The organism is Rhizobium sp. MHM7A (assembly GCF_005862215.1).
GTDB lineage: Bacteria > Pseudomonadota > Alphaproteobacteria > Rhizobiales > Rhizobiaceae > Rhizobium > Rhizobium bangladeshense.
The window spans coordinates 1-21,978 of the sequence record NZ_VCHT01000004.1 but is presented as its reverse complement, the minus strand read 5'-3'; the positions used below and the strand labels follow the sequence as shown (position 1 = coordinate 21,978).

Below are 21,978 nucleotides of genomic sequence, written 5' to 3'. Positions count from 1 at the left end.
GGGAACGCGCGATGAGCAAGCCGATCTGCAGAAAATGCAACGACACAGGCTGGGTAGCGATCAGATCAAGAGACGCCGCCTACGCATTCCCCGGCCCAGTTCCGGATGACGCCAAAGGCTATTCGGACGCTGACTGCTGGTGGTGCGACCAAGGTAAGCCGCCTGTAACTCCAAGCACTTCTGAAGAACGCCATGCCCAATTCATGGGCGGCGTTGGCGATGAGGTCTGGGACTAATCCCAATCCAACCACAGACAAGAGGGAAGACGATGGAACAGGAAATCGAAGCAAAGGCCCGTGAGATTTACGAGGCATCCCGTAAGCGCGTTTCAGGTCGTCCCGCTTGGGAGCGTCTGAACCCAAGCGATCCCTACGATATGGGCATGCGCGAAACTGCTCTTTCCCAGGCTCGCGAAGCTTACCGAAAGGAATGCGTCGCCTCGACGGCGAAAGCAATCGGTGGCGCGTCATGACCGACTGCATCGTCAAACAATTCGGCTGCAGTTGCCCTCCATCCGAATGCCGAGTGCAAGAGCGGGAATATCCTCCGGTCGGCAACATTCGAGCCCGCGTGGACGCGATCAACGCCAGCACTGCGCCAGTCATCGAAGAGTACGCCCGCCTCACCCACGCGGTCAACAAGGCGATCACCCTCATCCTAACCATGGCCGCCGTCGGCGTCCTCACCTTCGTCTCTTTCGCGCCGACAGAGCAGAGGCTCAAGACGGACGCGCTTATCAATCAGGAGAACATTTCCCATGGCTGAACAGTCAATCGGCGCTCTGGCGCAAAAGATAGTCGGGCCGTGGGCCTGGTGGCAGGCGGCGCTCAAGAACCCAGCCGCGATCGGCAAGACCCTCCCCGTCCATGAAGGCGATGCCCAGCAGGGTTATTATCGCGCCAAGAACCGGGACAAGGTTTTCGAGCCGGTCGCGATCTTCTATCCCGAGGGCTCGGATCAGCTCGTCGCGTATCGCGCCGGGCGCGAGATCCGTCCCGACGAGATCTGGACGTTCTGCTGCAGATATCCTGTCACCTACGAAGCTTATAACGCCGCTCTCGAAGGCAAGGGCTGGCCGGATGACGACAAGACTGTCGCCTCTCAGTTCACACCCCCAGATCCGACGATAGGTGATAACTCCGGCGAGATCGATGAGACCGAAAAGCTCAAAGATCAGATAGAGGCCGCGCTGAAAGGTATCGCTGCCTATGCCAAGATCGCCGACGATGCGACGGCTTCCAAGGCTCAGTCGCTACGCAACCGACTGAACGAGCTGTCTGGCGACGCCGATAAGAAGCGAGACGAGCTCAAGCGGCCACACCTCGAGGCCGGCAAGGCAATCGACAAGCTTTGGATGCCGCTTGTGAAGTCCGCCAAGGAAGGCGCGAACACAGTAAGGGACGCGCTTGATGCTTGGGAGAACGAAAAACTCCGCCGTCGGCGCGAGGAAGAGCGCAAGGCCGAAGAATCCCGCATTGCCGCAGAAAAGTCAGCACGCGATCAGGAAGGCGAGACCGCTGTACTCGAAGCTCCAAAGGTCGAAACACAGCCTGCTCCTCCATCTGAACCAGTGGGTCAAATCCGCGCGACTTACGGCAAGGCTGCATCGGTCAGCGTCAAGATCGTCGTCGACCAGGTGACCGACTGGGTGGCGCTCGCCAGCTACATGTCCAACCACCCCGAATGCCAGGATCTCCTTCGGAAGCTCGCGCAGCGCGCCGTTGACGCCGGCCGCACGAACATTCCCGGCATCACCGTATCCGAAAAGGCTGCAGTACGATGACCGATCTTTTCACCCAGCCGCGCCTGGTCGCTGCCGTTCGCTTCAAGTGGCAGAATGGCGAAGACACAAAGACCTACGACTATTTCGTTCCGGTCGGCCTCGAACTCTCTCCCGGCGAAAAGGTCATCGTCGAGACCAAGCGCGGCGAGACCGAGGTCGATGTCGTCGAGATCAAGGCTGAATCCGAAAAAGCCGAGAAGACGGTCATCCGCCGCGTCGAAGCGCCGGTCGCTTCCGAAACTCCCGCCGCCGCTCCTGCTGAAGATTGGAATTTCTGATGGACACCCAGACGCAAACGAAATCGAGCTTGCCAGCGCTTGCCGGTGGCGGCCAGGTCATGGCGATCGTGCCTCAGACCTTCGAGGAGACATTCCGCATCTCGCGCGCCGTCGTCTCTGCAGGTCTGGCCCCATCGGCGTTGATCGGAAAGAAGACCGGCGATGATGCCGCAAGCGCCGTCGCCGTCGCGATCATGTCTGGCGCAGAGCTTGGCCTGAAGCCGATGGTATCGCTTCGCAGCTTCACCGTCATCAACGGCAAGCCTGCACTATACGGAGATGGCCTGATCAACGTCGTCAGGCAATCCGGTAAGGCCAAATTGCTGAATTTCGGCTACGCGACGTATAGCCGGAAGATGCTGCGCGCTGCCGGCGTTCTGCCGTCAGATGAAGACGAGAAGGAGTTTCCGGGCTGCACTGAAGAAGCATTCAGGGCTCTCTCCGAAGATGAACGTACCGGCGGCTTCTGTGAAGCCGAGCGACTTGATACGGGCGAGAAAAAGACCGTCATCTTCACGGTTGAGGATGCCAAAAGGGCAGGTCTCTATCAGGATAACCCACTCGTCGATAAGTATGTTTGGGAAAATGGCAGCAAGATCTTCAAGAAGGATCAGCCAAACGACGCCCCCTGGTATCGCTTCTATAAGCGCATGTTCGGATGGCGCGCCGCTGGCTACTGCCTTCGCGAACTGTTCGGCGACGTGCTGGGGGGCATCCGCGACGAATATGAGGCCCGCGAGATCGCCGATGCCGATGATATGCGGGATATCACTCCGCGCGATGAGCAGCCTTCGAAGCCAAAGCCGCCAGTTCCTCCGAAGCCGCCTGTCGACGACGCTGAAGTGGTCGAGGTCACCGATCAGCCGACCGACGGCGCATTGAGCGATCGGCAGCAGCCGGAAGAGCCGGAAGCCCCAGTCGAGGATGAGATCATCGACGACAACGATTTCTTCGAAAAGCTAGAAGACGCTCTCGCAGTCGTCTCCGACCTGGCATCGCTCGAGGAGGTTTGGACCGAGTTCGACCCCATGGCCCGATTCGACGGCAAGCCGCAGGGTGAAACCAACCAGGCAATCGCGAAGGCGATCCGCAAGCGCGCTGAGAAGCGTATCGGCGGTGCTGCATGACCAAGTCTGATTTCCCTGCGCTGCGCATGACGATCGACGGCGGACGACTCGTTCCGGCTGGACCCTTCGACGCCGAGCGCCTCAATAGCTACCGCCGCGGTACCGTCGTCTATGTCCGCTTCACCGAGGAGAAGGACCGCGTCCTGGTGCGCAAGTGGTTTGCGATCATCGACATCGTGCTGAAGCAGTGCCAGACCCCCTGGAAGAACCGGGACCAAGCGCACGAGGCGATCAAGCTCGCGCTCGGCATCGTCAACCTCTCCAAGACGGTCGGCGGCGATTACATGCAGTATCCGAAATCAATAACCGCGCTTGAGGACCCGGAGCTGCAAGAGGCGCTGGAGCAGATGACCGAGCTTCTCAGTCGAATGACCGGTGTCGATGTCGCCACCCTGAAAAAGGAAACGGCGCACATCGTCGAGTATGAAGATCACGGCCCGACCACGGGCGAAATCATAGAACACGAATCCGGCGCCGCTTCGCCGGACGCAGACGAGCCCCCCTCATCCTCGTCTGCCGGCGCTGCGGAGTCCCCCTCCTCTGCAGCGCCCACCAATACCGACACAACGGAAACACCCGTGGCGGATCTTGTGTCGGTCGAGACCTCCGGTGACGGTGACGCCCCCACGCCGTCACCGGGGGCTCGTGATCCTGAAACGCAGCGCCTGATCGACTTTGCGAAGGATGTCCTGCCGCTTGCCGCAAACACGGAAACGACCGGCTCACTTCTGTCGGCGATCGAGAAGGAATGGGCGCCGGAGATCAAGAAGATGTCCGCCGACGGCCAGGAGAAAGCCAAGGCGATTTCCCGATCGATGCGGGCGATCTTCAACCGCCAGGCCAGCCTGAACGGCGCGCTGGACTTCTTCTCCGACGCGCTCGGCTGCTCCGTTGAAGAACTTGGAGGCTGATATGGGGTATTTTCCAAACGGCACCGAAGGCATGCTCTACGAGGAGGAATACTGCGACCGGTGCCTTCACCAGGACGAATGCCCGGTGTGGCTCGCTCATCTCCTCTACAGCTATCGGGATTGCAATCATGACTCCAGCATCCTGCATCTGTTGATCCCAAAGCTTCAGCTTTCGAACGGCCAATGCCTCATGTTCGTGGACAAAGGGCTGCTGAGCAATCTCGCACTCCAGAAGTTCAAATCGGATTCCGCCGCCAACCGTGCCGCGATCCGAGCCGAAATGGAGAAGGCCAATGACTGATCGGCCCATTCTGTTCAGCGGGCCTATGGTCCGAGCCCTCCTCGCCGGGACCAAGACGCAAACGCGGCGCACACTGAAGTTCCAGCCTGCGCCTGGCATCAGCATCATTCGCAAAACCATCCGGCCTATCGATGGTTCACCGTATCATTCATTCGAGCGGCGCAGCGTCTACGGCAACTATGCGGGCGAACTAGACATCAGGATTAAGCGCGGCGATCGTCTGTGGGTAAAGGAAAACCACGCTATCGTGCCGCGCACCGCGTATCGGATGAGTGAAGGCGTCCAGCAGACATTGCGCCCCGACGATGACCACGACGCTGCTGTTTATGCAGCGGAATGGGATCGCTCGAAGCCCGGTCGGTGGCGTCCATCAATCCACATGCCCCGTTGGGCATCGCGCCTGACGCTCACCGTCACCGACGTGCGGGTGGAAAAGCTGCACGACATCACCGAGGCGGATGCGATCGCGGAAGGCATCGAGGATGTAACACGCGTGGTTGCGCCCGGTGACCTGAGCCTACGGTTCTGGAAGCGATACCGCGATGGAGGGTGGAACGGCTACGTCGATACGGCGGTCGGCTCCTATGCCTCGCTTTGGACCGAGATCAACGGCCCCGGCACATGGGAGGCGAATCCCTTCGTCGTCGCCTACACCTTCACCGTCGAGCGCGGCAACATCGACCAGATCGGGAGGGCAGCATGAGCCTGTCCTTCGACAAAGAGGCGATCCTGTCGACGATCACCGACGGTATGAAGATGAAAGCCCAGATGATCAAGAAGGGCGTGACATCGGCCTGCGTTCGATGCCCGAAGTGCGACGGCATGCTTCACGCCCGCCTCGCCGGCCGCAAGAACCATATCAGGTTCTGGTGCGACGGCCCGTGCAAACGCCAGATGATGGAGTAGGCTATGAGCCGCACCGAGTTCACCCGCAAGACGAGGCGGGAAGCCCTCGCCCGGTCGGGCCATCGCTGCGAGGCATCTGGGCCGCGCTATGGCTTCAAGGAAGGCCAACGCTGCAACTGCAGCCTCTCGCTCGGCGTCATCTTCGACCACGACGTTGCGGACCAGCTCGGCGGCGACAATAGCCTGGAGAACTGCAGGGCGATCTGCGTCACCTGCAACAAGTTCAAGACGAAGGGCGATATCCAGAAGATTCGGAAATCGGACCGCCAGAGGGATAAGTCGTCTGGCGTTATCCGACCGTCCGCCAAGATCAAGTCGCCAGGCTTCCCCAAATCGCCGAAATCGGCCCGCCGGATAGAGAAGCCACCACTTCCTGCCCGGCCGCTGTACAAGCCGGCAGAGGAGACGAGATGAGCCTGCCGTATTCCAATAGCACGTCAGGCCGATCGGCGATGGACGATATCCGCAAGACCATTCAGGCTTTCGGCTGCTCGAAGTTCGCGCCCATGGAAGATTTCGCCGAGGGCAAGGTCGTCATCCAATTCGAATACCGAGGGCGAATGGTGCAGGTCGAAGCGAGCGCCAAGGGCTATGCTGCAGCTTGGTTGCGGCAGAACCCCTACTCATCCCGCATGCGCATGTCGAAAGTCGACCACGAGCGCCGAGCCTTGGAGAAAGGCCGGATAGCCGTCTGGTCGATTCTGCGCGACTGGATCAAAGGGCAGCTCACCGCCATCGAGACGGGCATCCTGTCGTTTGAAGCCGCATTCCTCGGTCAGATTCTGCTGCCCAGCGGCGAAACGGTTATGGAGCGGGTATCATCGCAAAACCTTTTGCCTGCGCCTGTGGACCTCTCCGGTGGAAAGCGGGGATGACATGGGATCAACCGTTGACTTGAGCCGCAATGTGCCCCGCCTTGGACTGAATAGGTCCGAGGTCGCTCTTGCCATAGGCGTGAGCGCGAACACGGTCGATCTGATGGTCGAGGAGGGTTTCCTACCCCGTCCGAGGAAGTGGCATAGCCGAAAGGTGTGGCTTGTCGCTGAGATCGCCGCCGCTATGTCAGAATGGCCAGAGGACGGCATTCCGAAGCAGAGGGAAGACGCTGACGCCGGCGACAGCGACGAATGGCGGGCGTCTGCATGACAGACGTGGCCAATATCGATCTACCGTATATCGAGAAGAACAAGAGCCGACACGGCACGATGCGCTTCTACCTGCGCATCGACGGGCAGCGCATCTGTCGCCTGCCGGATGATATCAACTCCGAAGAGTTTGCGACGGCCTACTGGAAGGCACGAAAGGCCGCAGAACCGGCTATAGCGCGCGCTGTAGAGGCGAAGGCGCTGTCGGTGGTGGTGAAGCCCAACACGTTCCGATGGCTCTGCATGGAGTACATGCGGAGCAACGCGTATGAGAGCTTGGACCAGACAACGCGAGACCGGCGCCGGAACATCATGGAGGGCATGTGGCAGGAGCCGCTGTCGGATAAGGATGATCGCCCATTCGCCGACATCCCCCTTGGTAAGATGGCAGTCGCTCACATCGAGGTTCTACGCGATCGGAAGAAGGCGACGCCGTTTGCGGCCGACGAGCGCCTGAAGGTGCTCCGCCAGGTCTTCGATACCAAGAAGGAAGGCAAGCCCATCACCGTGAACATTGCGCGCCTTGTCGACCCCTTCAACGCGCACACCGATGGGCATGAGACGGCCACGCCCGACGATATCGCAAAATTCATCGAACATCACGGGACCGGCTCCAAGGCCGCTCTCTACATCGCGATCCAGATGTATACCGGCCTTCGCGTCTCGGATCTCGCCGTCCTCGGTCCCCAGCATCGCCGCCGAGACGCTTTCAAGCTCCGCCTGTTCAAGAATCGCAACCGGACACCTGTGGATATCGAGATCACCATCCACCCGATCCTAGAAGCCGTGCTGGCAACGCACAAGGTCACGGACTTGACCTATCTCGTCACCGAGTTCGGGAAGCCGTTCAGCGTGAAGGGATTGGGGAATCGCATCTCCGATTGGTGGAGACAGGCGGGAATGCCGCACCTCACCTCACACTCGGTGCGCAAGGGCCTGGCCACCGACGTCGCTCACAATGAAGCGACTGACAGCATGCTCGAAGCAATGTTCGGGTGGAAGGATTCGAAGACGTCGAAGATCTACACGCGGAACGCAGAGAAAGCGCGCCTTGCGAGACAGACGGTTGAGAAGATTAAGTGGGATGGGATCGGCTCGAAATTGCTGCCGGCGGCCGATGGGACGGAAGGCTGAACCGGGAACGGATTGCCACACCTCGTTTTGGTGTGGCGGAACGGTTCAAGTCCAAATTGCCACACCTAAAATATTCCGTAGAAAAATCAGATGCTTATCGATGGGTGAAAAGTTGATTGGAGGCCTCGCCCGGAATTGAACCGGGGTACAAGGATTTGCAGTCCTCTGCGTCACCACTCCGCCACGAGGCCTCACCTGTGACCGATATCTAAAAATACCGTGTGGTGGCCGCGATTTAGACCAGCTCTAGAATGAGCGCAAGACCTTTCATTCTCAATACGGTCCTTTTTTCATTCCGATTAGGTGTTTGCGGAAAATTCTGGATGGTCGGCTTGGGCTCGGATGATGATCGATGATCGATAGCCGGTAACTAGATGCCAATAAAGTCGGGCCGTTTCGACATCATCCCAAAAAGTTAGGATTGTAGTGCGAACAGATTTGGATCATCCCCATTTTCTGGGGAGAAATCATGCACGACGCGACATTCGGCGGGACCGCCAAAGACATCTTCTTTTCACTGCTTGCCAGGCTCAAACGCATCTCGATGAGCTATGCGAACGGAGGTCGGGAAGACGAGTGGGGCTATGCCCTCGTTACCGAACCTGTCACCGACATCAACACGAAGATGCCGATCACGGGGCACGTGATGCGCAAGGTCGTCGACGGCGAGTTTGTTCACCGCCAGATGACCGAGGATGAGTGCGAAGATTTCGACGCCGGCAGATCCTGGTGAATTGCCCGCGCTGCAGACGCCAGAACGATCGGCGGCGTTTGAAATTCCTAACTTGACTTAGAGCGCCTGCCCGCCATCTTAACGCCGTGGGAGGGTATAGGAGCTGCGATGGAATGGGCCGCCCTCAAAGCAAGGCAGGGACGTGCGGCGTATGATGCCGAAACGCGGGATCTCTACGTAAAGTTCGCCGGGTCCGCGCCGGTGAGACATGCAAACATTCCGCCGCATGTCTACCAGAACCTTCTGGAAACGAATGATCCGCAATTCTATTACCAGTACTATATCGCGCCGTCACGCGTCTCCCCGGCCCGTCGGCAACCGGTCTCGTTGGTAGTCCACGGACTGAAACTCGTTCTGCTTCTTGCCGCCTGCAGTCTCTTGATGGCAACCGAGCTCGATCGGGGCCACGGCGGGATTTTTGAGGAAAGCGAACTGAGATCGAATTAAAATCGCATTCATCCGGATGCATGTAGCTCGAACTCGGCGACCGGCACTGCTTGATCAGCCAATGATGATGCCGACGCTTTCAATGGAGGTCCTGTTCTGAGAGCGGTAGCGACGATCGTCCCGACCACGGTCGTTCCTCCCGTCGCGCTCGTTACGGCAGTTAAAATTGCGATAGTTGCGAGGGCCGTTATAGCCGCCTCGGCCTTGCTCGATGACACAGCCTTCGGGACGGCGGCAGATACCGCTGGCGTCAAAACCGCGGCTGTCGACGGCTTGGGCCTCGGCTGATGTGGCTGAGACAATCGCCGCCACCGAGAGGACTGCAATAACTAACGGCTTCATTTCCTCACCTGGACAAATGTGGAGCGTTCTAGCCCAATAAGTACCGATACGGATGGCGATCCGCCGTTCCACATGGCGTCTCCCGCGACCGACGTCACCCGGCCGGCTTTCCCCGCCTGTGCCACCAGACTGCCAGCCGGCGCCGAAGCCTGCGGGCGATGGAAAGGTCATGCGAGAGCACCAGGAGGCCGAGCGGCACCATCCAGAAACCGAGGACCGGCAGGAAACCCAGCAAGCCGCAGAAAACGAGGGCCGTGCCGATTGCCATCCGCCCGATGCGTGAGCGGGGCATGCCGATGCTGAAAGAACCGAGCATAAGCCTGTGGTTTACGTGGTCGATACCGAAGCGCCCTGCCCGCTCTCTGCGCTTCTGGTTGCCCTCTGGCTCTTGGCGTTCATTCCTATTTGTCATTTCCCAGAGATGGGCACAGACCGTACAAATACAAGTTCATTTCATTTTTTTGAAAAAACCGCTTGGCAAATCGGGCAAGCATTTGTATTAGCCCACTCACACCGCGCCAAGCAGTGATCCCTGGTAGCTCAGCGGTAGAGCATTCGACTGTTAATCGACAGGTCGCCGGTTCGAATCCGGCCCGGGGAGCCAGTTTCTCACAAGAATCGCTGAAAAGCCTACGTTTCTTGACTTTGGGGCTCCTTCAGGTACTAAACAAGGTACTTGAAGGGGCCCTAAATGCATCTGAAGTACGTCACAAAGACACCCTCCGGCACATACGAGTACCGACGCCAAGTCCCTGCCCGTTTGAGGGCTGCGGTCGGCAAACGAGAAATCAAAAAAGTTCTGGGAAATACCGAGGCGCAGGCTATGGCCGCGTATTCCAGAACACATGTGGCGATCGAGAAACTTCTTACAAAGGCGAAGGCACCGCAGCTACAGCAAGAAATGGTCCGTACTGCCTTGATGGATTTCAAGGAAGCTCTACGCCGCGTTGAGGAACTGGGCATCGATCCCAAAGCGCCTGTCTTTTCCGAAGAAGGTGGATACGACCCCAAATCGATCCAGCGTGACGCGTACATCGCGTCGATTGCAGCCAAGTACCCGCTCGATACCGAAGGCAACCCTGACGTTACATCGCCTGTCGACTCCATGGTTATTTCCCTGCTGGGAGCCGGCCCGAAAGTGAAGGCACCGGCACCAACCTTTGATGACGCAGTGCGGGTCTACATTGAGGAAAAGCATCTGCTGGAGCCAGCGGAGAAGAAGCAGCTTCTACAGGTTCAGTTGATCGCCCGTGAGTTCAAGGCCGCGCTGAATGGCAAGCCCCCTGCACTACCCGCCCTTAAGAGAGAGCATGGCCGTGCAGTGCGCGACTTCATGCTGACCGAGAAAAAGCGTAAGCCCGAAAGCGTAGAGCGCTACCTGAACACGGTTCGAGCAATCATCAATATGGCGATCAAGGAATTTGACCTTGAATGCGGTAATCCGTTCATGGGCCTTGAGGTCAAAAAGGACCCTACGGCCACCAAGAAGAGCAAGCGGGACCCTCTCCCAGCGGAAGTCCTACGCAAGGTCACCGAGCGTATCCACGGTCACGCTGGTGAAGAGGTTCAGATAATTTGGGACCTGCTGGCAGGTACAGGATGCCGACCCCAAGAGGTGACGGGCCTGCGGGCAGAAGACGTCCGAGTCGATTCACCGATACCCCATATCCGCATTGAATGGCACGACCACCGTCGGGTTAAGGACGAGATCACGCAAAGATGGGTACCCTTGGTTGGCAAGGCGCTGGATGCCGCGAAGACGGCATTGAAACTGACGAAGACCTCGAAGCGGCATAGGGACACCGCAGCGCATATGCTTTTTCCAACTTATGGCAGAGATGGAGGCGCGGGTGCGGTCTCCGCCGCCATCATGTCGAAGCATATGCGGCTGATCACGACGAACCCTAAGCATGTTCTCTATTCGCTCCGGCACAATGCCAAGGACAACCTGAGGAAGGCCGGGGTCGCTCTGGAAGTTCAGAACATGATCCTTGGACACACCAACGCCGGCGTTAGTGAAGGCTACGGTGGAGATGAAGCCGTACTTCAGGTGACCAGTGCTGCCATGGCAAAGGCTTTCGGCGGCTGACGTTCGCCAGCAATACCGACACAGACAATCAAGATGAAAGGAGAATATGGCCTACACGAAACGAACTGGCATGACCGAAGAGGAACTTCGCGAACACAAGCGAGCCCTTCAGCAGAAGTCTTATCGCAAAAGGCAGGAAGCAGCGGGCAAGGCACCCCGAAAGACCTACGCCACTGAAGCGGACCGCAAGGCGGCCGCCGCTGCCGCACAGCGAAGATACTACAACTACAAAAAACACGACGAAGAATGGCGCGACAACCTGAACGCCTGCTATCGTGAGCGATACCGTGAGAAAGCCGGTCCTGCGAAACCCCGGTTGACCGAGGAAGAGCGTAGGGCGCGGCAGAAAGCCTACAGGGAAAGCTATGTAAGGCCCGAGCCCACACCAGCCCAGCGGGCAAAGTGGTCGGAGAGAGCCCGGGCTCGGTGGGCAGAGTACTACGCCAACGAGACCCAAGAGCAACGAGAGGCCCGTCTAGCAGCCAAGGCATTCTATAGGGAGACCGAAGTTCAACCGAAGGTTCGGGAGATCGTCGCGCATATCAAGTACGATTTCGCAAAGGCGACCACGGAAACCATGCGGCAAGATGTTGCTGACGAGTGGGCCGATACCGGATTGACTTGTTGGCTCACCGCGAAAGCGATGTGGTACCGAGGCGTTTCTGACCTGATGGAACGCTACGGATACGAGACGTGGGAGACCCCCGCATAAAATATCAAAAATTTATCAGCCACCATGATTAAATAAGCAAACGCGCCTATCCCCCGGGGTACTCCTCTTCTCGGCGCGTTTGCACCACTTAGAGATCGTTCTTGGGTCGGATAACGGGTTTAATTTTCAGTAATTTAGCCACTTCTTCGAGACGGCCATTGGAGAACACCCACGCCTTGCCCCCGGTTTGGAGGGAGGTTAACTTGCCGCCAGCCGCTGTGAGCTTACCCTCAATCGCTGCCGTGTTACCACCACGAATAAGGAACGATCTCGGTGTCTTTTCTTCAAGATAAGGGGCATGCGCAGCAGCCGATGGGACAACTTCTTGCTCACGGGTAGACGCCTTCGCTGCCTCTACGACACGCTTATCAATCACCGGACCAATCTGCATATCCCGCAAAACAATGGTTAGATGACGTGAGAGTTTTTCCCGCAGCTCATGTATATCTCTGTATTCCTCCTGAATACCTTTGTCCCTTATCGAAGATTTAAATTGCTTTAACTTCCCGTACTGCTCAAGATCTACGGTATCTATGTCCACCTGTTTTTTGAGTAGTATAACATTACAGGCTTCTTTTGACCGAGAAACCACTTTATTTCTTCGACCGTACCGCTAATCTCAATACCGGTCGGAGACCCTAGACGTGTCCAGAATGATCCAATCAATATGTCGCAGGTGCGCACGACCCGATCGTTAATTAATCCTTGTGGCCTGTCGCCCATCGCCGGGGCGCTATGCGTCTCCCACATCACCGGAAGCAGTATTATTCCTTGATCAGCGGAGTGCAGGGAATTCCACTCGTGTAAACTCTGCGCGATGGCACCTCGTTCGTCCAATACGTCGGACGGCGAGGCTATCAATACGTTCAAGACAGTAGCAGAAAATGGCATAGGTGCTTTTCCTAGGGCTTCAATTTCCCCTTATCGTAGGGTCACAACACGTTCAAGTGGCGCGACAAGGCCTTTCACTCGTTCGACTTATCTCAGCAATTTCTATTGAGCACCTGCCGCGCGTGTTCTTTCACTGGTATACTTTGGGTTTGCCCTAATAGACCAGCCTCCTGTAGCGGCCAATGAGAATAAGTTGACTGCCCTAAACTTACCGTGTAGGTGTTTACCAGTTCAAACTTACCAGAGGCCTCTCATGACCTTCGTTCGCGCTTATCTCCGTGCCTCCACCAACGAGCAAGACGCATCCCGTGCCCGACAGCCCTTGCGAGACTTTGCTGACCAGCACGGACTTAAGATCGCTGCCGAGTACGTGGAGAATGCCAGTGGTGCCTCACTACGGCGACCAAAGTTGTTTGAGCTGATCGAGCAGGCCCACGAGGGCGACATCCTCCTGACGGAGCAGGTTGACCGGCTGAGCCGATTGACGGGAGCGGACTGGGACAAGCTTAAGGCCATGCTGACTGCAAAGCGCATTCGCGTCGTCGCTCTAGACCTCCCCACCTCATACATCATGGTGAAGGCCGACGATTTCACCAGCCGCATGTTCGATGCTCTCAATTCCATGATGCTAGACATGCTCGCAGCCATCAGCCGCAAGGACTATGAGGATAGACGCCGCCGAGCTGCTGAGGGCGTTGCCAAGGTCATGGCAAATCCCGCTGAGAAGGCCGCGAAATACCGTGGCAAACCAGAGAACACCAAGCGCAATGAGCTCGTCGCTGATCTGCTCAAGGCCGGCAAGAGCTGGACCGATGTCCAACAGGCGACAGGCGTTAGTCGCATGACGGTGGCTAAGGTGGCTAGTAGATTACGTGAAGGGGCAAGCGCTCACATGTTGCACGGCGGTAAATAGGTGCCATGGAATAGCCTGTCAGTTCGTCACGTTAATGAGATAGGTTACAAATGCAGCACAGGAGCTAAGCATGAAGATAGCCTCCGCCTCTCCGACCATCGCTGCCTCATCCCCAATCATAGGGTGGCGTATGCCATTCGCATCGCTGGTATATCCATAGATACTGTTGAATCCGCTCCGCAAGGCCGGGTGCATGGGGTGGCCCTTGCTTATCTCTGTCAGTGCTTTCAAGAGGCTTGCCTCTCCTGTAAGCGACCGCGCTACCGACTCGACGGCATGAATGCTTTCCCTGACGCTGTCCGCATACTCCCCCGCTGTGAGCGACGAACCTGCCTTCAATAGATGCACCCGTGCACCTCCCAGCCCTGGACGATGCATCGCGTCCAATGCAGCGTATATTGCTCGGCCCTCTTCTTCCGAGGAGATTGGCACCACAGCCCCCTCCAACAGACGGTAGGCACAGCGCTCCTCCTCCATAATGCGGGCAAAGGATCTAGCTAGCGTTAGATCCTTGCAGTTGCGCGCAAGCCACTCGACGAGGCCTAAAACCTCCTCATAGCGCCCCAGTTCGAATACCGGTCGCATCGCGTCCACAAGATTATCCCGCTTCCTACCAACACTGTCCGCAAAACGACCCAGTCTCTTCACCGAATAGACTCGAAATAGCTGTCTCCAAGTAGTGCCAAGGTCGATACGCATTGCCTCTTTGCGCATCTCTATCTCAACTCGACTGTAAACAGCGTCCCACAGACGCGCCCGTAAGATGTCGGAGATCGATTTTAAAGCCATTTGTGACGGCAGCGGCTGGAGTCCTTCCGCCTGCTCGAAGGATATTTGGGACCTGTCAAATGAATTCATGGCGCACCAGAGCGATAAGGATGCGGAAATGATGGAAGACGTTATCGATTCGCGCAACTTTGGGTGACAGTGCGTAATCCTTAGCCTACCATTACTCACAGGTTCCGGCGTTTTGTCCACCGCGCACTACCGCTGGAATAGGGTGACCACTAGCACGAGACGCAAACTATCGTCGAATGAGGCCTCCACTAGCACTACCGAGGTGGCCGAGGTGTTCGGAGAATGCAACTGGCGAATGGGTTGTCCACTAGCACAGCCAAATTCGCACCGACCAGCGTCAGACACGGAACATTCAGCAGATAGGTTGCCCTCTAGCACTACCAAGGTCGCTCAACCCATGAGTAGCCAATAGGTGCCCCCCTAGCATTACCCTCGTCTCTGAGCGTTTCAGCGGTTGGAATACCCCACCCACTAGATACAACACTGGATAGGGTGACCCCTAGCATATTATCGAATGCCACACGCGAGCGCTCGCCTGTTAAACCTGCCGTCCTCTCAGGATAGACGGGTTGAGCGCTGTCGTGTGCCATTCCATGCGCCGAATCTTTGGGACTTCGTGTCTCGGGATCGGTCCCATCGGGACATGAGTTCATCTGATCCCTAGGCCACCACAGAACGCTTCAGACAACCAGAAAGGAAGTTGAATGGAAAAGGCTTCGGTCCTTGTTTCAGAGTAGCCAAATCAACGCTAACGGCCACCCCGAGCTAATCGCCAGACACATTGAGGTTGCCCGATGCGACCGTGACGCCGACGCTTACACGTTTCTTGGGGATGACTTTTCAGATCCTTCGCTCTGCCGTGGAAATGATTGGCGGGTAAGTCCCGGCGCAGAAGTTTCCAATGGTGCCACTGGGGAAATCACCATAGTTCCCCAGCCGACCATTTACCGAGGTGGTGACCTTACCGTCTCCCATCTTGCCAAACGCCTTGGAATGGGACCGAGGAAAGCCAGAGCCACCCTAGCCAGCCTTGGGATGCTCCACGAAGAGCTAGAAGCCAAGATGGTCCCAATGGTCTCCGATCCCACGCAGAAGCGTCCGAAATACTCAAGCAGGCACAGGCTATCCGAATGGGCCGTGAAAATGCGCTATGGTCGCCGTGTGGTGACAGGGGTGGGCTACGATCTCGATTGGATCACCCCGGCAGGGCTTGCCTACATCGAGGGTATGCTCAGCACCGACGTGACAGCGCAGGCCGCACCCAAGCGGGAACCGAGAGCCATAGAGGTCATTGACCGGCTGCTCTCCGTCAATCCGGCGCTGCGACAGGTGGACATAATTCGCCTGACAGGGCTCTCAAAGATGACGGTGCACCGCAACCTGAGACTTCTCGGTAAAAGGTAACATCGGATCGTTCTTCCGGTATATATACACTGTAGTGGACCATGGTGACCTGAATGCTTTCAGGAAGACCACACGGAAAGCTACCCGCATCGAAGACCGAGCCCATCAACCGGTCTTACCTGTAACGTCCGCAAGGACCCTTCCTAACAATTTCAAAGGTGTGGGGACCCCTAATAGAGGGACCCGAACCAAGGACGACCGTAAAGACCGTCCAAAGATGCAGAGGCATCACCGACATCCATTTCTAGGTAGGGCCTCTGAAACTTTGGTCTGACCGAAGGTGAAGGGCCTTGCCCGTTCCAATCCGGGTGGTCTCCTCCCGGTGACAACCTGAATGGTGGCGCTGCCTGACTGAAGCCCAGCTCGACAGAATGTCCCTTCAGCTACCAGCGTACCAACCAAGACAAACGACACCAGCAAGGGCTCGGAGCAATCCGGGCCTTTTTCTATCTCAGAAAGGAAAGACCATGTGGTCAAATATACGCAGCGGAAAGCCCGCAACGACCCGTCGCACACAGCCTAATTGGCTTGTCGAGTGCATCAAAGCCGGCATCCCCTTCGCCCAACTCCCGCCCGCACCCGCGCCCGACGCAAGCCATAAGGAAAAATCCCAATACACCTGGGCTCTTCGTAAGGCATGGACGCAGAAAACAGGCCGAACCATCGAACGTCTCACACCCCCGGGGTACAACGATCGGCTAGCGCAGAAGAAGCGAGAGGCGGACGACGCGAGGCGGCATACCAACAGCGTCGTAGACCAAATCACGGCTGAGGCTCTCGACCGTGAAGTTGGGGGTATGAAGCGCGAAGCACAGCGAGAGGCCGCTGCTTTCATTGTCGAGGACCTTCGACAAGCCGAACCCTTTACGCAGATCGACACCCGCGTTGCGCAATCCAAGGCTATACGCATTTCCCCGGTCTCCCAGACAGTCAAGGCCGGCTATCGCTGGGTGCGTGATGGAGAACTCGGACCCGAGAAGGCCGACGCCCGTGCGCAATCCCTCTCAGAGCGTTATGCCGCATCTGGGCTGAGATTGTCGTCAGGTGCAACTTACGTTCCCGTAGGTGAATGAGTATGGCGACCTACGTACCGCCGACACCCCCGGTACCCGAGGACACCGCGCATCTCTTCAAGGAAACGGGTGGTCCCGTTGAGAACCCTCACGCCACTGCGACCGCCATCATGGCCGCGATGGTCACTTACGAACCGGCAGACTGGGAGACCTTGGCAACGCGCCTCGGTACAGACGAGGACACTCTACGGGGCGTCTCTGTGAGGCTGGAGTTAATCCACGGGCTGTCTGCGGTCGGGCCTGGAGTCATCTCGAACAGGCTCGACGCAATCGCGGAATATTGGTCCCGATATCACGCTAAGACCATCCGACAGAAGGCAGAGGCCCTTTATCGAGCTGGACAAGATGAGCATGGCTTCAGCCTTCCTGCACCGAAGAGACCCGAAGATACCAAAGGCGGCTTCAAGTGGCCTGACGACGCTCTAGAACCCACCAATCCTGACGAATTTGCAGTGGCCCTCATTGCTGCAATCGAGGCGGCGCAAGCCGTTTCCTATGACACCCTTGCCGACAAGCTGGGCTGCGACATTCCCGAACTCATGAAAGCCTGTCGCAACCTTTCAATGAACCACGGCCACGAGAAGCTATCGAGCCGTTCCCTTCACTTCTACTTCCAACACCATTCCGACCGCCTCGCAGCACTCAGCCGCGAAGCTTCACGCGCCTAAACCAAAGAAGAGGAATATCAACATGGGTAACTACGTATCCTACTCCCCCACCGACGACTCCGCGACCGCAGCTTATGAGGCCGAGCGTGTCCGACAGCAGGCTGTAGCATTGCATCGGGAGCACCGCCCGATCCATAAAGCGTCCTATGTCAGCAGTGACATGGCAGACGAAATGCTCGCGGCCCATAACCCCAACTCTGTGGATGTGATCGTTGACGGCATCGCCATGACAGCCGAACAAGCCCGGGCTATGTACGAAACGTGCACCATCTCCCGCGATCAGTACGCTCGAGGCATGGAAGCCGGAATGCACCGCATGGGCAACAAGGGCTGGAAGGTCCGCGAGGATCGTAGGGGCTAACTCAGAGCAGCGACTGCTACCTTTCCCGAAAACCAGGTTGGCGGCTCAGGAAGAACCATACCACCCCTGAACAAACATCAAGCATTTAGGCCATAGGAGCCCACGGGGCGCGTCCCTTTCGTCGGCCGGCAATGTCCTTGCTCCGAGAGTCGGACGCGTCCCTGACGCCCTGTGTCTTGCTGTTCTCCAATCAGATGGACACCAAAGATATGACGACCACCATAGACAACCCCCGCACCTTCAAGATCAACCGCGATCTCCGCATTGCGCACGTCACAGCCCCCAAAGAACGTTGGTTCGTACAGTTCTACAAGTGGCAAGAATGGCAGATCACAGCGGCATATACGCGGATCGGCACTGCAATGCAGGCCATTAGGGGAATGCTCAAGGACGACCCGACGAGGTTTGAGGAAGCCTGCGACTGGATTCTGGAATGATGGGTTCAACAATCGCGTATCTCGTGCATCAACGCGAACGATACGCCGCTACATATGCTGAAATCGAGGAATGCGCGGGTAGACAGCTAAATTGTAAATAGAACCTTGGTCGTGAACCCAAAACCGGCGCTGGTTATACGGCCCTGATCTCAGCGACGACATTGTCGAATAAACTAAAATACTGACGTTCTAGTTCCTCAGATGCCAATGAGAAAGCGGCCCTGGCTTGAGGAAGCCCGAGTTCCTGCGCTGCGGACTGCCCTTCGGCTAAGAACGTCGCGTGTAGGTCGGCGGCGGTCGCGAGATCGCCCGCATTGCGCATTCCGTAGTCCGCAGCCCAAAGGCAGTAGATCAGCCGCGAGCGAGGGGTGAGACACGAATAGCCTTTAGCATTAATCTGTTCGATGATCTGGTGCCCCTCGTTCAGCAGCCATGTTTCATGATCATCGTCGAGCATGCTCACCCCTCCGCGCCAGCTACATCTATCCGCTTTCGTTCGTGTCGAAAACATGATTCAGGCTCCGCATGGACAGATATGACGTGCCGGACATCGAATGGCGCGTCATCGAGCCACCGTTGCCCAACAACGGCGTGGTGTACTCGTGTTGACGATCAATAAGTCTAAATGGCATTTTATGGGTTTAGCGATCCGGTGCGTCATGGCGCGACAGCCGCCCCTAACGGCTGCCTCGCCAAGTGTCAGATGGCAGGCAAGCGGCCGTCCAGCCAAGTAGTGAAGCTTGCTGGTGAACCCGCCCCGCGAGCGGCAAAGAGCGCGTCTATGAATCCCGCTTTTCCGCCCGCTGCCGAGACACGGGCACGAACCGAGGTGCTCGCACCGTCTCCCATAGCCCGGCTTCGCTCCATCACCGAAACCGGCGATAGATAGTATTCCGACTGCCATACTTGGGTGGCACGTCATGCCGTCGAGCAGCGACAATATTTTCATTGATGATTGAGCGGTTTTGCTCTGGGCGTCGGCCCCGGCCACGGTTTTCAAGCCCGATTGGCAGCAAGCCCTTCAATACGCTGTTCCGCCTCAGCGAAATCGCCCCGGCTCAAGCTTCCCTGCGAAAGGCAGCTTTGAGTCAGCCCTGTCAGCTGCCGTCTCTTGCGGGCGCATGGGTTTTCTAGTTTCGCTTACTTGCAGAAATCTGAATTTGCTGCTCCTTGTTGCAGGATGAGCATTTCTGCGATCAATGCCGATGTCTTCGTCTCCGAAGTGCTGAACGGCGCACAAGTCTGGGGCATCAGAGACAGGGACGGCTTTCCTACCTCCACGAACGCGTCCGGCGAAACCGCAATGCCGTTTTGGTCCTCGGAAACGAGGGCCAAATCGAGCATCAAAACCGTACCTGCATACAGCGCTTTCATGCCGGAGCCGATTCCCTTGTCGGCATTCATCGACCGCTGGCTCCCAGGCTTGCAAAAGGATGGCCTCTATTGTGGTCTCAACTGGTCAGGTGAGAGAGCGACGGGATACGATCTAGCTCCCATGGATTTGATGGCTCGATTGGCGGCGGCCCAAGGAAAATCCTAGATACGCCACGCAGTGAACATGTCCCCGCCGTCCAGTGTCCCGACGCTAACGGCGTTGTTCATCACTCACCTTCTACAGGATCAACCCGGTTGCGAGGTAGCTTAGCGGGCGACGGCCATCAATTGATATGATATCGCAACTTTTTCATGCATAATAAGCTGTTTACTGGCAACCGGATGATGTCATGCAACTTTCGCGTTTCGGCTACAAAGAGTTGGTGGGGATGCCTGGGGAGTGGACGTTGGAGCCATTCTCGCTACAGCAGACTAATCTCATCGTCGGCCGCAACTCTACAGGAAAGTCTCGTACGCTTAATGTGATTGCGGGCCTAGCCCGCCTGATACTTGGCGGGGAGGCAATAAGTGACGGCGACTTCGAAGCGAGTTTCACGCACGAGGGCAGCGTCTGGGAGTACAATCTGCGGATCGAAGGCTCACGGGTCGTAGACGAGCGGCTTCACCGCGACAAAGATATGCTTATCGACCGTAGCCGGGGACTCATCTGGTCGAGTGAATATAGCCGGCACACTCGCTTTAAAATGCGCGATAATCAGATTGCCGTAAATGCCAAGCTGGACTTGATTCAGACGCCGTTCTTGGAGCCATTAAACAAGTGGGCCGATTCCGTGTTCCACTTCCATTTTGGTTCCGCATTAGGTCAGACCACGATGACGTTTCCCGTTTCGGGACCGCTCACGTCGAATGACGTCAATGTCAAGGATGAGAATCAAACAGCGCAAATCTATCGTCATGGTTACGAACGGTTTCGAGAGTCATTTGATGAAGCGATCGTCGCCGACATGCGACGTCTGAACTATGACATTGATTACGTTGGCCTCGGTGATCAGCCCGGCTTGAGGCCCCAACCTCAATTGCTATTGCCGCTCCTTGGGATGCATGTCCATGAAGCAGGCATCGATCAACCGGTAGGTCAACACATGATGAGCACCGGCATGTTCCGTGCGCTCGCAATCATCATCCATGTGAATCTCGGAATTTTAACGGGTCACGCTGAATTGATCTTGTTAGACGACGTTGGTGAGGGGCTGGACTTTGAGCGTTCTACACGATTAATCAAGCTTCTAGTCGAAAAAGTTAATAAGACTAACACCCAAGTCATACTAACATCGAATGATCGGTTCATCATGAATGCTGTCGATGTCGACTATTGGACTGTTTTGAGCCGCGAAGGTAATCGAGTGCGTGCCTTCAACAGAGAGAGCAGTCCCGAAGCGTTCGAAGATTTTAAGTTCTCTGGGTTGCAAAATTTCGATTTCTTTTCGATGGACCTCGCAACTGAAAATAGTTCTCCGAAGAATGATTAAGGTTGCAATCTTCACCGAGGGCCAAACCGAACAGTTGTTTGCTTGCGAGGCAATTCAGCAGCTAGCTGACCGAACAAACTATTACATTGTAAATGAGCGAAAGAACGGTAAGGGCGATCGGCTCATCAAGATCGACTACGGGAAAATTGGCGATCCGGACAACCATGACATTTATTTCCAGATCCTGAACTGTGATTCTGACAGTCAGGTGCTGTCTACAATCCGTGAGGAGTATGCGTCGCTTGTCGCAGCAGATTTTACTCACATCATTGGGTTGCGTGATGTCCGCCCTATCAAGCGGGAGAATATGTCAAAATTGTTCGAATCGATGCTGAAATATAAGCCTATTGGCGCCGTAGATCCGTTGATCGTAATAGCCATTATGGAAATAGAATCTTGGCTCATAGCGGAAAATTCACATTTTTCTAAGGTAGATCAGTCGCTTACTCCAGAAACAATACTCGCCCGCACGAGCATCGACATCACGGTCAACAGCGAACATTTCGATGAGCCATTTGAGGTGTTGGAATGCATCTACGCTTCTGCGGGAAAGATTTATAGCAAATCAAAAGAGGACGTTCAAAGATCGTGTCCCATGGAGTGGTGTAGCTGGATTTCATAGCCATCGGTGATTTCCGGTAGGGTCGGGTTGCTTAGAGCC

General features: G+C 56.7%; 32 protein-coding genes, 2 tRNA genes and 1 pseudogene. 28 read left to right on the top strand and 7 right to left on the bottom strand.

From position 1 onward, the window contains the following. Positions 1-268 precede the first annotated feature (268 nt). The 13 genes from FFR93_RS16160 (at position 269) to FFR93_RS16100 (ending at position 7,585) form a co-directional block, all read left to right on the top strand. Complete coding sequence (locus tag FFR93_RS16160; RefSeq protein ID WP_138393967.1) at positions 269-472, top strand: hypothetical protein; 204 nt, start codon at positions 269-271, stop codon at positions 470-472. Between the two features lie 98 nt (positions 473-570). Beyond that, positions 571-765, top strand: a complete 195-nt coding sequence (locus FFR93_RS16155; protein ID WP_246661322.1) for a hypothetical protein — start codon at positions 571-573, stop codon at positions 763-765. Next, complete coding sequence (locus tag FFR93_RS16150; RefSeq protein WP_138393966.1) at positions 758-1,783, top strand: hypothetical protein; 1,026 nt, start codon at positions 758-760, stop codon at positions 1,781-1,783. Before FFR93_RS16155 ends, FFR93_RS16150 begins: the two co-directional genes overlap by 8 nt. Beyond that, a complete protein-coding gene (locus FFR93_RS16145) occupies positions 1,780-2,061 on the top strand; it encodes a hypothetical protein (protein ID WP_138393965.1) in 282 nt (93 codons plus the stop codon). The genes FFR93_RS16150 and FFR93_RS16145 overlap by 4 nt, the downstream gene beginning before the upstream one ends. Beyond that, positions 2,061-3,188 (top strand): recombinase RecT, encoded by a 1,128-nt coding sequence (locus FFR93_RS16140; RefSeq protein WP_138393964.1) that lies wholly within the window; start codon positions 2,061-2,063, stop codon positions 3,186-3,188. The genes FFR93_RS16145 and FFR93_RS16140 overlap by 1 nt, the downstream gene beginning before the upstream one ends. After that, positions 3,185-4,099, top strand: a complete 915-nt coding sequence (locus FFR93_RS16135) for a hypothetical protein (protein ID WP_138393963.1) — start codon at positions 3,185-3,187, stop codon at positions 4,097-4,099. Before FFR93_RS16140 ends, FFR93_RS16135 begins: the two co-directional genes overlap by 4 nt. A gap of 1 nt (position 4,100) precedes the next feature. Further along, positions 4,101-4,400 (top strand): hypothetical protein, encoded by a 300-nt coding sequence (locus FFR93_RS16130; protein ID WP_138393962.1) that lies wholly within the window; start codon positions 4,101-4,103, stop codon positions 4,398-4,400. Beyond that, positions 4,393-5,103: a hypothetical protein gene (locus FFR93_RS16125; RefSeq protein WP_138393961.1), complete on the top strand. Its 711-nt coding sequence runs from the start codon at positions 4,393-4,395 to the stop codon at positions 5,101-5,103. Before FFR93_RS16130 ends, FFR93_RS16125 begins: the two co-directional genes overlap by 8 nt. Beyond that, the gene (locus FFR93_RS16120) at positions 5,100-5,306 is read left to right on the top strand and encodes a hypothetical protein (protein WP_138393960.1); all 207 of its coding nucleotides are present in this window, start codon (positions 5,100-5,102) and stop codon (positions 5,304-5,306) included. Before FFR93_RS16125 ends, FFR93_RS16120 begins: the two co-directional genes overlap by 4 nt. A 3-nt stretch (positions 5,307-5,309) precedes the next feature. After that, complete coding sequence (locus FFR93_RS16115; RefSeq protein ID WP_138393959.1) at positions 5,310-5,720, top strand: HNH endonuclease; 411 nt, start codon at positions 5,310-5,312, stop codon at positions 5,718-5,720. Between the two features lie 38 nt (positions 5,721-5,758). After that, positions 5,759-6,181 (top strand): hypothetical protein, encoded by a 423-nt coding sequence (locus tag FFR93_RS16110; RefSeq protein ID WP_246661321.1) that lies wholly within the window; start codon positions 5,759-5,761, stop codon positions 6,179-6,181. Position 6,182: 1 nt separating this feature from the next. Beyond that, on the top strand, positions 6,183-6,452 hold the full coding sequence (locus tag FFR93_RS16105; RefSeq protein ID WP_138393957.1) for a hypothetical protein: 270 nt from the start codon (positions 6,183-6,185) through the stop codon (positions 6,450-6,452). Beyond that, on the top strand, positions 6,449-7,585 hold the full coding sequence (locus tag FFR93_RS16100; protein ID WP_171049197.1) for a tyrosine-type recombinase/integrase: 1,137 nt from the start codon (positions 6,449-6,451) through the stop codon (positions 7,583-7,585). The genes FFR93_RS16105 and FFR93_RS16100 overlap by 4 nt, the downstream gene beginning before the upstream one ends. Positions 7,586-7,702: 117 nt before the next feature. On the opposite strand, the gene FFR93_RS16095 is transcribed toward FFR93_RS16100, so the two are convergent. Next, positions 7,703-7,776: transfer RNA gene (locus FFR93_RS16095), tRNA-Cys, on the bottom strand. 278 nt (positions 7,777-8,054) lie between these two features. Here FFR93_RS16095 and FFR93_RS16090 point away from each other — a divergent pair. Both FFR93_RS16090 and FFR93_RS16085 read left to right on the top strand, forming a co-directional pair. Next, on the top strand, positions 8,055-8,318 hold the full coding sequence (locus FFR93_RS16090) for a hypothetical protein (protein ID WP_064709137.1): 264 nt from the start codon (positions 8,055-8,057) through the stop codon (positions 8,316-8,318). 108 nt (positions 8,319-8,426) lie between these two features. Further along, positions 8,427-8,765, top strand: a complete 339-nt coding sequence (locus FFR93_RS16085; RefSeq protein WP_064709138.1) for a KTSC domain-containing protein — start codon at positions 8,427-8,429, stop codon at positions 8,763-8,765. A gap of 54 nt (positions 8,766-8,819) precedes the next feature. Here the strand turns inward: FFR93_RS16085 and FFR93_RS16080 are convergent, their stop codons facing one another. Both FFR93_RS16080 and FFR93_RS16075 read right to left on the bottom strand, forming a co-directional pair. Beyond that, positions 8,820-9,107 carry a hypothetical protein gene (locus FFR93_RS16080; protein ID WP_138393955.1) on the bottom strand — a complete coding sequence of 96 codons (288 nt, stop codon included), beginning with the start codon at positions 9,105-9,107 and terminating at the stop codon, positions 8,820-8,822. A 94-nt stretch (positions 9,108-9,201) separates the two neighbouring features. Further along, on the bottom strand, positions 9,202-9,519 hold the full coding sequence (locus FFR93_RS16075) for a PGPGW domain-containing protein (protein WP_138393954.1): 318 nt from the start codon (positions 9,517-9,519) through the stop codon (positions 9,202-9,204). A 117-nt stretch (positions 9,520-9,636) separates the two neighbouring features. Between FFR93_RS16075 and FFR93_RS16070 the strand changes: the two genes are divergently transcribed. From FFR93_RS16070 to FFR93_RS16060, 3 genes are all read left to right on the top strand, one after another. After that, positions 9,637-9,711, top strand: a tRNA-Asn gene (locus tag FFR93_RS16070). An 87-nt stretch (positions 9,712-9,798) separates the two neighbouring features. Next, positions 9,799-11,196, top strand: a complete 1,398-nt coding sequence (locus tag FFR93_RS16065) for a tyrosine-type recombinase/integrase (RefSeq protein ID WP_138393953.1) — start codon at positions 9,799-9,801, stop codon at positions 11,194-11,196. A gap of 46 nt (positions 11,197-11,242) precedes the next feature. Continuing rightward, on the top strand, positions 11,243-11,908 hold the full coding sequence (locus FFR93_RS16060; RefSeq protein WP_138393952.1) for a hypothetical protein: 666 nt from the start codon (positions 11,243-11,245) through the stop codon (positions 11,906-11,908). A gap of 88 nt (positions 11,909-11,996) precedes the next feature. Here FFR93_RS16060 and FFR93_RS16055 read toward each other — a convergent pair whose 3' ends face one another. Beyond that, positions 11,997-12,449: a hypothetical protein gene (locus FFR93_RS16055; protein ID WP_138393951.1), complete on the bottom strand. Its 453-nt coding sequence runs from the start codon at positions 12,447-12,449 to the stop codon at positions 11,997-11,999. A 603-nt stretch (positions 12,450-13,052) separates the two neighbouring features. Between FFR93_RS16055 and FFR93_RS16050 the strand changes: the two genes are divergently transcribed. Beyond that, positions 13,053-13,712, top strand: coding sequence for a recombinase family protein (locus tag FFR93_RS16050; RefSeq protein WP_138393950.1), 660 nt, complete (start codon positions 13,053-13,055; stop codon positions 13,710-13,712). Positions 13,713-13,730: 18 nt separating this feature from the next. On the opposite strand, the gene FFR93_RS16045 is transcribed toward FFR93_RS16050, so the two are convergent. After that, positions 13,731-14,501, bottom strand: a complete 771-nt coding sequence (locus FFR93_RS16045; protein ID WP_348640330.1) for a hypothetical protein — start codon at positions 14,499-14,501, stop codon at positions 13,731-13,733. Here FFR93_RS16045 and FFR93_RS41460 point away from each other — a divergent pair. The 6 genes from FFR93_RS41460 to FFR93_RS16020 all read left to right on the top strand — a co-directional run bounded on the left by FFR93_RS41460 (position 14,476) and on the right by FFR93_RS16020 (position 18,453). Beyond that, entirely contained in the window at positions 14,476-14,637 is a 162-nt protein-coding gene (locus tag FFR93_RS41460) for a hypothetical protein (RefSeq protein ID WP_246661320.1), read from the top strand. The genes FFR93_RS16045 and FFR93_RS41460 overlap by 26 nt on opposite strands. A gap of 944 nt (positions 14,638-15,581) precedes the next feature. Beyond that, positions 15,582-15,914 carry a hypothetical protein gene (locus tag FFR93_RS16040; protein WP_138393948.1) on the top strand — a complete coding sequence of 111 codons (333 nt, stop codon included), beginning with the start codon at positions 15,582-15,584 and terminating at the stop codon, positions 15,912-15,914. Positions 15,915-16,381: 467 nt separating this feature from the next. Continuing rightward, a complete protein-coding gene (locus tag FFR93_RS40885) occupies positions 16,382-16,987 on the top strand; it encodes a hypothetical protein (RefSeq protein WP_171049195.1) in 606 nt (201 codons plus the stop codon). A 2-nt stretch (positions 16,988-16,989) separates the two neighbouring features. Continuing rightward, positions 16,990-17,655, top strand: a complete 666-nt coding sequence (locus FFR93_RS16030; RefSeq protein WP_138393946.1) for a hypothetical protein — start codon at positions 16,990-16,992, stop codon at positions 17,653-17,655. Positions 17,656-17,677: 22 nt separating this feature from the next. After that, entirely contained in the window at positions 17,678-18,016 is a 339-nt protein-coding gene (locus tag FFR93_RS16025) for a hypothetical protein (RefSeq protein WP_138393945.1), read from the top strand. 209 nt (positions 18,017-18,225) lie between these two features. Then, a complete protein-coding gene (locus FFR93_RS16020; RefSeq protein WP_138393944.1) occupies positions 18,226-18,453 on the top strand; it encodes a hypothetical protein in 228 nt (75 codons plus the stop codon). 133 nt (positions 18,454-18,586) lie between these two features. Here the strand turns inward: FFR93_RS16020 and FFR93_RS16015 are convergent, their stop codons facing one another. After that, complete coding sequence (locus FFR93_RS16015; protein ID WP_138393943.1) at positions 18,587-18,910, bottom strand: hypothetical protein; 324 nt, start codon at positions 18,908-18,910, stop codon at positions 18,587-18,589. Positions 18,911-18,978: 68 nt separating this feature from the next. Here FFR93_RS16015 and FFR93_RS41455 point away from each other — a divergent pair. Next, positions 18,979-19,095, top strand: a pseudogene (locus tag FFR93_RS41455) (IS5/IS1182 family transposase); the annotation flags it as partial. Positions 19,096-19,593: 498 nt separating this feature from the next. Here FFR93_RS41455 and FFR93_RS41450 read toward each other — a convergent pair. Next, a complete protein-coding gene (locus tag FFR93_RS41450) occupies positions 19,594-19,857 on the bottom strand; it encodes a hypothetical protein (protein ID WP_246661319.1) in 264 nt (87 codons plus the stop codon). A gap of 320 nt (positions 19,858-20,177) precedes the next feature. Here FFR93_RS41450 and FFR93_RS16005 point away from each other — a divergent pair, with 320 nt between their 5' ends. Both FFR93_RS16005 and FFR93_RS16000 read left to right on the top strand, forming a co-directional pair. After that, positions 20,178-21,317: an AAA family ATPase gene (locus FFR93_RS16005; protein WP_138393941.1), complete on the top strand. Its 1,140-nt coding sequence runs from the start codon at positions 20,178-20,180 to the stop codon at positions 21,315-21,317. Further along, the gene (locus FFR93_RS16000) at positions 21,310-21,939 is read left to right on the top strand and encodes a hypothetical protein (RefSeq protein ID WP_138393940.1); all 630 of its coding nucleotides are present in this window, start codon (positions 21,310-21,312) and stop codon (positions 21,937-21,939) included. Before FFR93_RS16005 ends, FFR93_RS16000 begins: the two co-directional genes overlap by 8 nt. Positions 21,940-21,978: the final 39 nt, after the last annotated feature.

What these genes read in the sequence shown, in the direction of transcription:
- FFR93_RS16160 (WP_138393967.1), top strand. Translation starts at nt 269, where the DNA reads ATGGAACAGGAAATCGAAGCAAAGGCCCGTGAGATTTACGAGGCATCC.
- FFR93_RS16150 (WP_138393966.1), top strand. Translation starts at nt 758, where the DNA reads ATGGCTGAACAGTCAATCGGCGCTCTGGCGCAAAAGATAGTCGGGCCG.
- FFR93_RS16145 (WP_138393965.1), top strand. Translation starts at nt 1,780, where the DNA reads ATGACCGATCTTTTCACCCAGCCGCGCCTGGTCGCTGCCGTTCGCTTC.
- FFR93_RS16140 (WP_138393964.1), top strand. Translation starts at nt 2,061, where the DNA reads ATGGACACCCAGACGCAAACGAAATCGAGCTTGCCAGCGCTTGCCGGT.
- FFR93_RS16135 (WP_138393963.1), top strand. Translation starts at nt 3,185, where the DNA reads ATGACCAAGTCTGATTTCCCTGCGCTGCGCATGACGATCGACGGCGGA.
- FFR93_RS16130 (WP_138393962.1), top strand. Translation starts at nt 4,101, where the DNA reads ATGGGGTATTTTCCAAACGGCACCGAAGGCATGCTCTACGAGGAGGAA.
- FFR93_RS16125 (WP_138393961.1), top strand. Translation starts at nt 4,393, where the DNA reads ATGACTGATCGGCCCATTCTGTTCAGCGGGCCTATGGTCCGAGCCCTC.
- FFR93_RS16120 (WP_138393960.1), top strand. Translation starts at nt 5,100, where the DNA reads ATGAGCCTGTCCTTCGACAAAGAGGCGATCCTGTCGACGATCACCGAC.
- FFR93_RS16115 (WP_138393959.1), top strand. Translation starts at nt 5,310, where the DNA reads ATGAGCCGCACCGAGTTCACCCGCAAGACGAGGCGGGAAGCCCTCGCC.
- FFR93_RS16110 (WP_246661321.1), top strand. Translation starts at nt 5,759, where the DNA reads ATGGACGATATCCGCAAGACCATTCAGGCTTTCGGCTGCTCGAAGTTC.
- FFR93_RS16105 (WP_138393957.1), top strand. Translation starts at nt 6,183, where the DNA reads ATGGGATCAACCGTTGACTTGAGCCGCAATGTGCCCCGCCTTGGACTG.
- FFR93_RS16100 (WP_171049197.1), top strand. Translation starts at nt 6,449, where the DNA reads ATGACAGACGTGGCCAATATCGATCTACCGTATATCGAGAAGAACAAG.
- FFR93_RS16090 (WP_064709137.1), top strand. Translation starts at nt 8,055, where the DNA reads ATGCACGACGCGACATTCGGCGGGACCGCCAAAGACATCTTCTTTTCA.
- FFR93_RS16085 (WP_064709138.1), top strand. Translation starts at nt 8,427, where the DNA reads ATGGAATGGGCCGCCCTCAAAGCAAGGCAGGGACGTGCGGCGTATGAT.
- FFR93_RS16080 (WP_138393955.1), bottom strand. Translation starts at nt 9,107, where the DNA reads ATGAAGCCGTTAGTTATTGCAGTCCTCTCGGTGGCGGCGATTGTCTCA.
- FFR93_RS16075 (WP_138393954.1), bottom strand. Translation starts at nt 9,519, where the DNA reads ATGACAAATAGGAATGAACGCCAAGAGCCAGAGGGCAACCAGAAGCGC.
- FFR93_RS16065 (WP_138393953.1), top strand. Translation starts at nt 9,799, where the DNA reads ATGCATCTGAAGTACGTCACAAAGACACCCTCCGGCACATACGAGTAC.
- FFR93_RS16060 (WP_138393952.1), top strand. Translation starts at nt 11,243, where the DNA reads ATGGCCTACACGAAACGAACTGGCATGACCGAAGAGGAACTTCGCGAA.
- FFR93_RS16050 (WP_138393950.1), top strand. Translation starts at nt 13,053, where the DNA reads ATGACCTTCGTTCGCGCTTATCTCCGTGCCTCCACCAACGAGCAAGAC.
- FFR93_RS41460 (WP_246661320.1), top strand. Translation starts at nt 14,476, where the DNA reads ATGTCGGAGATCGATTTTAAAGCCATTTGTGACGGCAGCGGCTGGAGT.
- FFR93_RS16045 (WP_348640330.1), bottom strand. Translation starts at nt 14,501, where the DNA reads ATGGCTTTAAAATCGATCTCCGACATCTTACGGGCGCGTCTGTGGGAC.
- FFR93_RS16040 (WP_138393948.1), top strand. Translation starts at nt 15,582, where the DNA reads ATGGTCTCCGATCCCACGCAGAAGCGTCCGAAATACTCAAGCAGGCAC.
- FFR93_RS40885 (WP_171049195.1), top strand. Translation starts at nt 16,382, where the DNA reads ATGTGGTCAAATATACGCAGCGGAAAGCCCGCAACGACCCGTCGCACA.
- FFR93_RS16030 (WP_138393946.1), top strand. Translation starts at nt 16,990, where the DNA reads ATGGCGACCTACGTACCGCCGACACCCCCGGTACCCGAGGACACCGCG.
- FFR93_RS16025 (WP_138393945.1), top strand. Translation starts at nt 17,678, where the DNA reads ATGGGTAACTACGTATCCTACTCCCCCACCGACGACTCCGCGACCGCA.
- FFR93_RS16020 (WP_138393944.1), top strand. Translation starts at nt 18,226, where the DNA reads ATGACGACCACCATAGACAACCCCCGCACCTTCAAGATCAACCGCGAT.
- FFR93_RS16015 (WP_138393943.1), bottom strand. Translation starts at nt 18,910, where the DNA reads ATGCTCGACGATGATCATGAAACATGGCTGCTGAACGAGGGGCACCAG.
- FFR93_RS41450 (WP_246661319.1), bottom strand. Translation starts at nt 19,857, where the DNA reads ATGAATGCCGACAAGGGAATCGGCTCCGGCATGAAAGCGCTGTATGCA.
- FFR93_RS16005 (WP_138393941.1), top strand. Translation starts at nt 20,178, where the DNA reads ATGCAACTTTCGCGTTTCGGCTACAAAGAGTTGGTGGGGATGCCTGGG.
- FFR93_RS16000 (WP_138393940.1), top strand. Translation starts at nt 21,310, where the DNA reads ATGATTAAGGTTGCAATCTTCACCGAGGGCCAAACCGAACAGTTGTTT.